This is a genomic window from Marinobacter bryozoorum, assembly GCF_023156245.1.
Lineage (GTDB): Bacteria > Pseudomonadota > Gammaproteobacteria > Pseudomonadales > Oleiphilaceae > Marinobacter > Marinobacter bryozoorum.
This window is the reverse complement of sequence record NZ_JAKZAH010000045.1, coordinates 17284-27737: the sequence shown is the minus strand read 5'-3', so window position 1 is coordinate 27737 and position 10454 is coordinate 17284. Positions and strand designations below refer to the sequence as shown.

General features: G+C 55.4%; 9 protein-coding genes and 1 tRNA gene. 7 read left to right on the top strand and 3 right to left on the bottom strand.

The genetic code is table 11. The annotated features are described in order from the left end of the window. Positions 1-227 precede the first annotated feature (227 nt). From MLC59_RS17345 to MLC59_RS17335, 3 genes are all read right to left on the bottom strand, one after another. The gene (locus tag MLC59_RS17345; protein WP_248236659.1) at positions 228-509 is read right to left on the bottom strand and encodes an Lpp/OprI family alanine-zipper lipoprotein; all 282 of its coding nucleotides are present in this window, start codon (positions 507-509) and stop codon (positions 228-230) included. A 222-nt stretch (positions 510-731) separates the two neighbouring features. Beyond that, positions 732-1262, bottom strand: a complete 531-nt coding sequence (locus tag MLC59_RS17340; protein ID WP_427901742.1) for a L,D-transpeptidase family protein — start codon at positions 1260-1262, stop codon at positions 732-734. Positions 1263-1428: 166 nt separating this feature from the next. Continuing rightward, the gene (locus MLC59_RS17335) at positions 1429-3144 is read right to left on the bottom strand and encodes a potassium/proton antiporter (RefSeq protein ID WP_248236658.1); all 1716 of its coding nucleotides are present in this window, start codon (positions 3142-3144) and stop codon (positions 1429-1431) included. A gap of 139 nt (positions 3145-3283) precedes the next feature. Between MLC59_RS17335 and MLC59_RS17330 the strand changes: the two genes are divergently transcribed. From MLC59_RS17330 to brxC, 7 genes are all read left to right on the top strand, one after another. Further along, positions 3284-3357 (top strand) — tRNA-Gly (locus MLC59_RS17330). Positions 3358-3532: 175 nt separating this feature from the next. Beyond that, on the top strand, positions 3533-4837 hold the full coding sequence (locus MLC59_RS17325; RefSeq protein WP_248236657.1) for a tyrosine-type recombinase/integrase: 1305 nt from the start codon (positions 3533-3535) through the stop codon (positions 4835-4837). Between the two features lie 111 nt (positions 4838-4948). Then, the gene (locus tag MLC59_RS17320; RefSeq protein ID WP_248236656.1) at positions 4949-5170 is read left to right on the top strand and encodes a helix-turn-helix transcriptional regulator; all 222 of its coding nucleotides are present in this window, start codon (positions 4949-4951) and stop codon (positions 5168-5170) included. A gap of 301 nt (positions 5171-5471) precedes the next feature. Next, the gene (locus MLC59_RS17315; RefSeq protein ID WP_248236655.1) at positions 5472-5675 is read left to right on the top strand and encodes a helix-turn-helix domain-containing protein; all 204 of its coding nucleotides are present in this window, start codon (positions 5472-5474) and stop codon (positions 5673-5675) included. Beyond that, positions 5668-6456: a hypothetical protein gene (locus MLC59_RS17310; RefSeq protein WP_248236654.1), complete on the top strand. Its 789-nt coding sequence runs from the start codon at positions 5668-5670 to the stop codon at positions 6454-6456. Before MLC59_RS17315 ends, MLC59_RS17310 begins: the two co-directional genes overlap by 8 nt. Beyond that, complete coding sequence (locus tag MLC59_RS17305; protein WP_248236653.1) at positions 6443-6991, top strand: BREX protein BrxB domain-containing protein; 549 nt, start codon at positions 6443-6445, stop codon at positions 6989-6991. The genes MLC59_RS17310 and MLC59_RS17305 overlap by 14 nt, the downstream gene beginning before the upstream one ends. Positions 6992-7006: 15 nt before the next feature. Continuing rightward, positions 7007-10444, top strand: coding sequence for a BREX system P-loop protein BrxC (gene brxC / locus MLC59_RS17300; protein ID WP_248236652.1), 3438 nt, complete (start codon positions 7007-7009; stop codon positions 10442-10444). The last annotated feature ends 10 nt before the right edge of the window (positions 10445-10454 follow it).

Sequence of the window (10454 nt, the reverse complement as noted above, 5' to 3'; positions counted from 1 at the left end):
GCCCAGAATCTGGCTGTAGAGCTGTGTATCTTTCATGAGGACAAGGCTAATCTACCCACTCGATTTGGTGAAGGCCCTTATGAACAAGGCGGCCGGACCAAAGACTGGTAACGGGGGAACGGGCCCGAAGGTAACGTCAGGGGACGAAAGTTGACGCGCCAGGGAGCGGGCGTCAGACCATAAAAAAGGCCGGCAAATGCCGGCCTTTTTGCAGATGCTTTCCAGTCTTACTTCTGGCTGGAACGCTGAAGCATGCGAGCAGCGCGCTCGTTGGCTTCGTCTGCGGACTTCTGAGCTTCCTTGGCTTCGGCCAGGGCCTGCTCGGCGCGACGCAGGGCGGTGTTGGCCTTGCGGTCAGCATTGTTGGCAGTGCTCAGGGCATTGCTGGCGGTCTGCTCTGCGGAGTTGGCAGTTGCAGTTGCCTCGTCAATAGCAGCCTGTTCAGTGGTGGCACAACCAGCAGTCATTACGGTGGCCAGTGCAAACCCTGCGATCGTCAACTTACGCATGTCTTAAATCCCCTTATTGGTCGTTATACTTCGCGTCGTGCAGAAGTTCTGGATGAATAACATCCTGTTAAATCGGGTCCGACGGTTTACCGACGGATTCGCTAACAGTGTAAAACACTCCCGATAAAAATGTTAACTCGGGATACGTAAAACTTCTTAGCAAATTACACAAACGTAAGAGTTTGATAAGGAACTTTTTGAATCCATGAGGTTTTTTGCCTCTCAGGGCAAAATCCTGATAGGGGTACCTACATCCACCAGTTGCCAGATTTCATCCATTTCTTCGTTGGTGACGGCAATACAGCCGTTGGTCCAGTCCAGCCCCTTGTAGGCAAAGGCCATGTCGCCGACATTATTGGGCAGGCCGTGGATCATGATATTGCCCCCGGGGCTCAGGCCCCATGCCTCCGCCAGTTTCCGGTCTTTGGGGCTGGGGTAGGAAATCCGGATTGATTTGTAGAAATCGCTGTCGGGGTTCCGGAAATCGAGGGTGTAGTTGCCTTCGGGGGTTCGGCTGTCGCCCTCATAGAGTTTATGGCCTTCAGGGGTCTTCCCAAGAGAAATCCTGTAGTCACGAACCACTGTGTCACCGGAAAGCAGATAAAGACGCCGCTCTTCCTTGCGTACCACGACTTCACTGATCGTGCCGATCTTGCTGATGGCCGGCGGGGGCTCAGCCATGGCCAGCGTCCGCAGCTCCGCGCCCTGGGTCGCTGACGCAAGTAACGCCAGTGCCGTGAGCAGGGCTGTCATCAAGTGTCTCGGGAGCAAAATCGGTATACCCATCATGGCAAATCAGGCTTCAATTGGAATGGTCAGAATTTCACCATCTTATAGCACATTGTTGAAATTACTTGCATGTAATATTTGTGGGTATATGTCACAGAAGGTTTCAATGGTCGAAGATGCCTTTCGGGCCTCAGGACTCGGTCATTTTCAGGCCCACCTTGGTGACCCGGTCGGACTCCGTTGCCCGTGCCACCAGGATGACCGGGCCCAGGGTAACCTTGTCGCCAACAACCGGGTGGCCCTTGGTGCGTTTGGCGAAGCACTCCGCCAACGAGAGTTCCGGGGGCAGCTCGTCGAACTCGATGCCATACACCTGTTCCACATCGCCCAGCAGCGCATCTCCGTTGAGAACGAAGTCGCCAAAGAACGCCCGCTCGGCCAGGTGTCGGGGTGCCTGTTTGCCCGACAGGGATTTACCCAGCTCTGAGAGGGCGCCGGAAACCGCAAAGACCGCCACCACGTCGCCTTTCGAGATAACCAGGTCCGGGCTTGGTGCGAGACACTGACGGTTACGGAATATCCCGGCGATAGCCGTATTCTCCGGCATTTGCAGCTGGCCCAGGCGACGTGGGTCATCCCACCGATCTCCCCGCAGGGGGAACAGCATCAGTTCGTGCTCGCCGGCGGCCGGAACGTCCAGCGGAAGTCGGCGGTACGGCTCGCCGGTGGCTGGTACTTCCAGTTTCAGTTTCCGGGCCAGGGGCGCCAGGGTACTGCCCTGGACCACCAGCGATACCAGCACGATAAAGAACGCAAAGTGAAAGATGTCCCTGGCTTCCGGCAGCCCGGCCATGATCGGGAACAGGGCCAGCACAATGGGTACCGCGCCGCGCAGGCCTACCCAGCTGATATACAGCAGTTCCCTGCGGTTGAAACCAAAGGGCCACAGGGTGCTGAAGACCGCCAGCGGGCGGATCACGAAGATCAGCGCCAGCGCAAGCACCAGGCCCCCGCCGATCAGTGGCAGCAGGTCTGACGGACTCACCAGCAGACCCAGCATCAGGAACAGGCACAACTGGGCCAGCCACGCCAGGCCGTCATGGACCTGGAGGATCATGGGCATCATCCGAACCGGCCGGTTCCCCACAATGACCCCGGCAAGGTAGATAGCGAGAAACCCACTGCCCCCCAGGATATTGGTCCCGGCGAAGACGCAGATACCTGCGGCACCTACCATCAGCGGGTAGAGCGCGGCTGTCAGACGTACGCGGTTGGCCATTTCGACAATCAGGAACCCGCCAAGGATACCGATCACGGCGCCAATACCGAACTGGCTGACCAGCATCATCAGTCCGTCCATGATGGAGGACGCTCCGCCGGCACTGAGCATGCTGACCAGCATCAGGGTCAGGAAGATGGCCATGGGGTCGTTACTGCCGGACTCAATCTCCAGCGTGGCGCTGACCCGCTCGTTAAGGTGAAGTCCATGGCCCTGTAGCAGGGAAAATACGGCAGCCGCGTCCGTGGAGGAGATGATGGCACCGATCAGCAGCGCGACCATCCAGTGCAGGTCGAAAACCAGCCAGGCACAGAGTCCGGCCAGCACGGCGGTTATGAGGACACCCACCGTGGCCAGCAGCATCGCCGGCTTGAGGCCCACCCGGAAGGTCTCGGCCCGGGTGCGCATACCGCCATCCAGCAGGATGACAGCCAGCGCCAGGTTGCCGATAACAAAGGCCAGCTCAAAGTCATCGAAGCGGATACCACCGGCGCCGTCCTCACCCATCAGCATCCCTACCCCGAGGAAAATCAGCAGCACGGGCATGCCCACCTGGCTCGACAGGGGGCTGAGCAGAATGCTCATCACAAGCATCGTGGCGCCGATCAGTATGAGGTAGGGATCCATGTACTCTCCGTTCAGGTTATCCGATCAATACCAGCCGTCCCGTAAACTCCGAGTAGCTATGGCGTCACAACCGGTGCCACAAGGATCAATGTCGGTGGGTATTGCCTGATTTCACATGCAGGCCTATATTGAGGCCAACGCGGGTGTAGCTCAATGGTAGAGCAGAAGCTTCCCAAGCTTAAGACGAGGGTTCGATTCCCTTCACCCGCTCCAAACCGATACCCGCACACATCCTGACACCTCCATAAAATTCCATTATTTCAATATATTGGCAAGGTTTAATGCCTTTATACGCCCGTGTATGTCCTTGTACGTCGGGGGCCGTTGTGTATAGCCGCTTGTATGGTAATTTCAAAGGCGAACTGAGCTATACAAAACGGAAACGATAATGAAACGCCGCGAAATCAAAAGGACTCCACTCGCTGAAACCGTGCTGCGGAGCCTGGAACCCGAAGACAAGCTCTACAGGATCAAAGATGGGCCAAACCAGCTGCATTTCACCGTGGCTGCCAACGGATCTAAACGCTGGGAGGTCAGGTACAAAAGGCCTGATGGTAAGTGGAGCTGGCTGGGTGTTGGTGGGTACCCCGCCGTCAGCGCCAAACTGGCCCGTAAGCAGGCCGATCTCATTCAGGCACAGGTATCCGACGGAAAGGATCCTCGGGAAGTTCGCCGTGCTGAGGAAGCTGCCAGAAAGGCACTAATCGAACATCCGTTCTCGGAGTCTTGTGAGTACTGGTACAACAAGAAACTCGATGATGGGTACGCCAAAAGTACCGCGAAACAAATGCGTGGATATCTGGATAATGACATCTTGCCGGAGCTTGGAAATATTCCGGTCAAGCAGATTACGCCAAAGCAGTGTGCCGACCTGCAACACAAGATCGAGCTCGACCAGAGCTTCGATAAAAGCAAAAAAATTCGCCAGGCTCTGAATCAGATTTTCCGTTACGCAATTGGGCGTGGAATCTGCGATACCAATCCTGCGTCTGAACTTCGGTATATCGCCAAGCGAAGAGGTGGGAAAACTCCTTTCCCTCACCTTTTGGAGCCTGAGCTGCCGGATTTTTTGAAAGCCGTGGAATCTTCCACTTCCCGATTACAGACCGTCATTGCTATGAAAATGACGCTTTTTACAGCATCGCGCCCAGGAATGGTCGTCAAAGCGGAGTGGAGCCATATAAATCTGGATCTGGCGTACTGGGTTGTACCAGAGGGGAATATGAAAAATAGGACTCAGCATATTGTTCCCCTTCCAGCTCAACTCGTGAATTTGCTGAGAAAACTCAAAGAACTGACTGGTCGATCACGGTACCTTTTTCCAAGCATCGGGCCAAAGAATCCGACGATGTCCACGGATTCAATTAACAAGATGCTTCGGGGAATCGGTTATAAGGGGCGCTTGACCGGCCACGGCTCTCGGCACACCGCTTCTACTCTGCTCCATGAACATGGCTGGCACCATTACCACATCGAAGCCCAGCTCTCCCATAAGATGCCAGGTGTTGCAGGTGTCTACAATCAAGCTGCTTATCTGGAAGCCCGCCGGGTGATGATGCAATGGTATGCCGACTATCTGGACGCGCTCAGGAAGGGATTGACCGAAAAACAGAAAAAGGAGTTTGAGCAGCGTGTTGTAGAAGCAATGATTCGGTATCGGCCAGTCGAGCCTGGTCAACAGGCAGCGGCATGATAATCGTCACATCGGGGCGTAATTGCAGTTAAATTGAAATTAGACTGCGCACGAGCGCCAGATTCAGCAATAGTATAGGTGTCGTTCTTAACAAACTCAGGAGCGGCACCTATGGCCAAAAAAATCCAGAAAATCCTCATCCGCCAGAAAACGTTGATGGAAATGCTTGATCTGTCCAGCAGTGGTTTCTACGAGCTGAAAAGGCGTGATCCCAAGTTTCCCAAACCGATTAAAGATGGCAACTCGCAGCAGGCACCAGCTTTTTATGTCTATGAAGAGGTTCGCTGCTGGCTCATCGACCGAATGAATGCCAGGGGCAATGAGGGCTCCTGAGGTCGATTTTAGCCATAGAGTCCTTTACTGCTTGTCGGTTCTCGACGGCGAGTTTTCTTGCCGTCGAGGCTCCTCTCCCATCTACGTTTAGGATTCTGAGCGATTATGAAGAGCGACATTCTCTGTCGTTTCGTTCAGGTAATATATGGCATAAAAGCCTTATGTTGCCGCTCAATGCAGGTCTATGAAGCTCAATACAGTTGTTTGACCCGAGCTGGCTCTATATATTGGTCCCTAACCAATGAGCATCATGAGCGCCATATCACTTGAGTAGCTCAAGCGAAAGACGGGGACGGAATAGATGACTGAGCTGGATGACCGATGGTTGTCAGTCAATGAAATCGCGAAATACCTTGGCGTCAGTGGTGACACGATCTACCGGTGGATCGATAAACAAGCCATGCCAGCTCATCGCGTAGGCCGAGCCTGGAAGTTCAAAAAGGACGAAGTAGATGCCTGGGTACGCAGCGGTGGTGCCAGCGACGGGAATAACGCCAATGCCTGAGGAGAAACAACTTGCCCGTTTCGGGTTCCGGTTTGAGCGTGGCGGCACTCACAGCTCCCGCACAATGATGCTGGACGAGCTCACGGCTCTGCTCGATTACGTAAACCGTGCTGACGCAACAAAGGCCGATTATCTGAATGCGATAGAGGAAGACAACTGCCTCGGCAAACGTTCAGGCAAGACTCGTCGCCTGACTTATAGGCATCTTGCCGAGCTCTACTCGCTCGACGTAGACCATGTACTGTTCCGTGCCTTGTTGTACTTCTGGCAGCGAGATGAAGTTGGTCGGCCGATGCTGGCGCTGCTGGCTACCTACGCCAGGGACTCCATTTTCCGTGCCAGCGCACCAATGATTCTCAAGACGCCGGAGGGATCAGTCATTACCCGTGAGTCGGTAGAGGAACTGATCGATAGCCTGGAGCCAGGCCGGTTCAGCAAAGCTACTCTGAAATCCACAGCGCAGAACATCAACTCCAGCTGGACCAAATCCGGCCACCTTATCGGCCGAAACAAGAAAACCCGTAACCGAGCTGCCCCTACAGCAGGCAGTGCGGCCTACGCTCTGTTATTGGGCTACCTGGCCGGTGCGCGTGGGCAAGGTCTGTTCAGTACGGAATACGCCAAGCTGCTGGACTGCTCCCGGGAACAAACCATTGAACTGGCCGAGCAGGCCTCACGCAGGGGCTGGATAACCTACAAGCGGGTGGGGGATGTGATCGAAGTGCTTTTCCCCAACCTGATCAATCAGCAGGAACAGGAGTGGTTGCGTGAGCAGGGTTAAGCGCCTGATTCAATCGTACGCACGGCACATTGCTATCCCCTGGAGGGATGATGCCGCCGCAGCCCAGCGGGTGGTTTTCTGCGTTTACAACGAAAACGAAGAGCGCTGGCTCAGAGCCCGGGTAGACGAATTCGAAATTGTTACCCGGCAGGCGGGTCACGAATGGGTTCTGTTTGATTTGACCAACACCTTTGCAGGCTGGCTGGCTACCCAACGGTACGCAAAGAGCTATTTCCAGAAGCCGCACCTGTTGGCCACGGTCTTGCCCAAGTATCTGGACTATATCGTGAGCGAGTTCGAGCGGGTTCTGAAAGAAACAAATGCCAACGACAACACCGTAGTGGCTGTTCAGGGTGTTGGCTCGCTCTTCGGTTTTCTCAAGGTCAAAGACGTTGTGGATAAGTTGGCTCCCCTGGTTGAGGGGCGGCTGCTGGTTCTGTTTCCCGGCAGCTATGAAAACAACAATTACCGGTTATTGGACGGTTACGACGGGTGGAACTATCTCGCAGTACCGATAACCGCAGACAAGGATTAAGGAAAGAGGTTGTTCATGAAGAATCGTGAGATTTATCAGAAAGATCCGACCACCCGCAAACTGGTCAACGAAGGTGTGGCCAGTGTTAACGACGAAACCACAAGCCATGCCCTGGCGGTACTCCGTTACGAACTGGAAACCTTCGTATGTGACGGCCAGTACGAGAAAGGCATGTCCCACATTCTGGAAACCTACCTGAAGAACATCGACCAGGCTCAACAGCCGGCGGTGTGGGTCAGCGGGTTCTACGGTTCTGGTAAATCCCACCTGGTGAAGATGCTGAGGGCACTGTGGGTAGATGCAGAGTTTGAAGATGGCGCTACTGCACGGGGCATCGCCAAACTGCCACAAGGCGTGAGTGAACACCTCAAAGAGCTGAGCGTACAGGCCAAGCGTCACGGTGGCTTGCATGCAGCATCCGGAACCCTGGGTTCCGGCGCGAGCGGTAGTGTACGGCTTGCGCTACTGCGTATCCTGTTCAAATCCGCAGGGCTGCCGGAACAGTACCCGGTCGCCCGTTTTGTGATGTGGTTGAAGCACGAAGGTATTTACGACCAGGTGCGTCAGAGTGTCGAATCCAATGGTTACGACTGGCAGGAAGAGCTGGATAACTTCTACGTGGCCGAAGGCCTGCACGAAGCACTGGTACAGGCAAAGCCGGCACTGTTCACATCGCCGGCGTCCTGCGTGGAAACCCTGAACAACCTGTATCCGTTCGTTCAGGACATTTCCAGCGACGACATGCTCAAGGCCATTCGCCAGGCATTGACCACAGATGGCAAATTCCCGCTTACCCTGATCGTACTGGACGAAGTTCAGCAGTTCATTGGCGAAGACAGCCAACGCTCCATTGCGGTACAGGAAGCGGTCGAGGCCTGCTGTAAAAACTTCGGTGGCAAGCTGCTATTCATTGGCACCGGCCAGACAGCGGTAACCGGCACCAGCAATCTGAAGAAACTCGAAGGCCGCTTCACCATCCGTGTTGAGCTGTCTGATGCCGATGTCGATGCTGTTATCCGGCAAGTCATTCTCGCCAAAAAGCCTGAAGCCAAAGGGCCGATTGATCAGGTTCTGCAAACCAACCTGGGCGAAATTTCCCGGCACCTGGCGGGCACAACCATCGGCCACCGGCAGGATGACCTGCCTTACTTCCCTCAGGACTACCCGATATTGCCGGTGCGTCGTCGCTTCTGGGAAAACACCCTGAGAATACTGGACCAGACCGGTACCGACAGCCAGCTGCGTAACCAGCTCAGCATGATTCACAAAGTCATCCAGACCAACCTGGATGATCCTCTTGGCCATGTGGTACCGGCGGATTACCTTTACTTTGATTCCGCAGACAAACTGTTGCAGGCCCGAATTCTGCCTCGCAAGGTTCATGAAAAAACCATGAGCTGGATAAAAGGCACGGAAGACCAGCGCCTGATGGCCCGTGCTTGCGGACTGGTATTTCTGATCAACAAGTTGGGCGGTCAGAACAATGAGATCGGCATTCGTGCGAACGTCGATTCACTGGCAGATCTGCTGGTAGAAGATCTGTCCAGTGGTAGCAGCAGCCTGCGCAGCAAGCTCCCTAGCCTGCTGGATCATTGCGAATTGCTGATGAAAGTGGGCGAGGAATATCGCATCCAGACTGAAGAAAGCTCCGCCTGGACCGACGAATTCCTCAGCCAGCGTTCCGCGCTCTCCAATGAAGCCCATCGCATTCACGCAGAACGGGACGACCGCATACGCCGCATGTTCGGTGAGGTCGCGCGCAAACTGTCGCTGATGCAGGGCGAAGCGAAGGTTACCCGGGATATCTACCCGGTGTTTGATGCCCAGCTACCGGCGGATGCGAACGAGCGTATCTGCGTGTGGGTCCGAGATGGCTGGAGCAGTGATGAAAACTCCGTCCGGGCGGATGCCCGGCAAGCCGGGAACCAGTCGCCTACCGTTTTTGTGTTTATCCCCAAGCGTTCAGCGGATGACCTGCGCCATCACCTGATCGATTACAAAGCAGCGAGCGCTACCCTAGACAAGCGTGGCTCCCCCAACACGCCGGAAGGCACCGAAGCCAAAGCGGCCATGGAAACGACCAAACAGACCGCTGAAGGTAAAATCCGGGAATTGCTCAGTGAAGCCTTCTCCGGCGCCCGGGTCTTCCAGGGTGGTGGCAATGAAATCCTTGGTAACAATTTGCAGGAAATGGTGTTGGAAGCGGCAAACAACTCGCTGCAACGCCTGTACCCCAACTTCCATATTGCTGACCACAGCGGCTGGCAAAAAGCCTACGAAAAAGCGAAGACGGGCGCACCGGATGCTCTCAAAGCCGTCGGTGACGATGGTGAGCCTGGCAAGAATCCGGTCTGTAAAGCCATTCTGGGCTTCATTGCCGGTGGCAAAAAAGGTGCGGACATACGCGCTCACTTTGAAGGAAAAGATTTCGGCTGGTCCCGCGATGCGGTGGATGGCGGCCTTCAGGTACTGCTGGTGGCCGGAATCATCCGGGCCCAGGACGATCGTGGCCAACCCATTGAGCCTTCCGCCCTGGAGCGCAAGAGCATTGGTAAAACCCTATTCAAAGTGGAGTCCGCCAATGTCACCACACCGCAGCGTATCCAGATCCGCAAAGTGCTCCAGAAAGTGGGTGTATCCGCCAAGCAGGGCGAAGAACTGGCACACGTGCCATCCTTCCTGCAGAAAGTCAGTGATCTGGCCGATAAAGCCGGCGGTGAAGCACCCAAACCCGAACGCCCGGACACCCGCTTCCTTGACGATATCCGCCTGACAACCGGTAACGAGCAACTGCTGGCCCTTTATAACCGCCGGGAAGAACTCGTTCAAAGCATTGAGCACTGGGAGAAACTGGCAGAACAAATCCAGCAACGCTGGCCCAGCTGGATGGTTCTCAAACGCCTGGTAAACCACGCATCCGCTCTGGCCGATGCCGAGGTGTACCGCGCCCAGGTAGACACCATCGAACAACAGCGCCAACTGCTGGAAGAGCCGGACCCGATCAATCCGTTGATCACCAGCCTGACCCAAAGCCTGCGCGAAGCCTTGAACACCCTGAACCTGGACTACCAGGCCCGGCACGAACAGGGCATGAAACGCCTGGAGGCAGACGGAAACTGGAAGCAGCTGGAGCCGGAGCAGCGTAACCAGTTGCTGTCCGAACAGAAGCTGACCCTGGCTGATCAGCCGAAAGTGGCCGTTCAGTCCACGGATGAAGTACTGAACACCCTGGACCAATGCTCACTTGCCATGTTCGCAGACCGGGTAGCCGCGCTACCCAGCCGTTTTGACAACGTAGCAGTCTCGGCTGCCGAGTTGTGCGAGCCGGAAATCCAGTTTGTATCGGTACCACGCCGCACGCTTAAAACCGAGGCAGATGTTGATGCCTGGGCGGAAGAAGTGAAAGATCAGCTTAAAACGGCCCTGGAAAAAGGCCCAATTTCCGTCAAATAAAGAGCGCGAC

Bases quoted from the DNA above. Each gene is read 5' to 3' on its own strand.
- MLC59_RS17340 (WP_427901742.1), bottom strand. From the start codon at position 1,262: ATGACAGCCCTGCTCACGGCACTGGCGTTACTTGCGTCAGCGACCCAG.
- MLC59_RS17315 (WP_248236655.1), top strand. From the start codon at position 5,472: ATGACTGAGCTGGATGACCGATGGTTGTCAGTCAATGAAATCGCGAAA.
- MLC59_RS17325 (WP_248236657.1), top strand. From the start codon at position 3,533: ATGAAACGCCGCGAAATCAAAAGGACTCCACTCGCTGAAACCGTGCTG.
- MLC59_RS17310 (WP_248236654.1), top strand. From the start codon at position 5,668: ATGCCTGAGGAGAAACAACTTGCCCGTTTCGGGTTCCGGTTTGAGCGT.
- brxC (WP_248236652.1), top strand. From the start codon at position 7,007: ATGAAGAATCGTGAGATTTATCAGAAAGATCCGACCACCCGCAAACTG.
- MLC59_RS17345 (WP_248236659.1), bottom strand. From the start codon at position 509: ATGCGTAAGTTGACGATCGCAGGGTTTGCACTGGCCACCGTAATGACT.
- MLC59_RS17335 (WP_248236658.1), bottom strand. From the start codon at position 3,144: ATGGATCCCTACCTCATACTGATCGGCGCCACGATGCTTGTGATGAGC.
- MLC59_RS17320 (WP_248236656.1), top strand. From the start codon at position 4,949: ATGGCCAAAAAAATCCAGAAAATCCTCATCCGCCAGAAAACGTTGATG.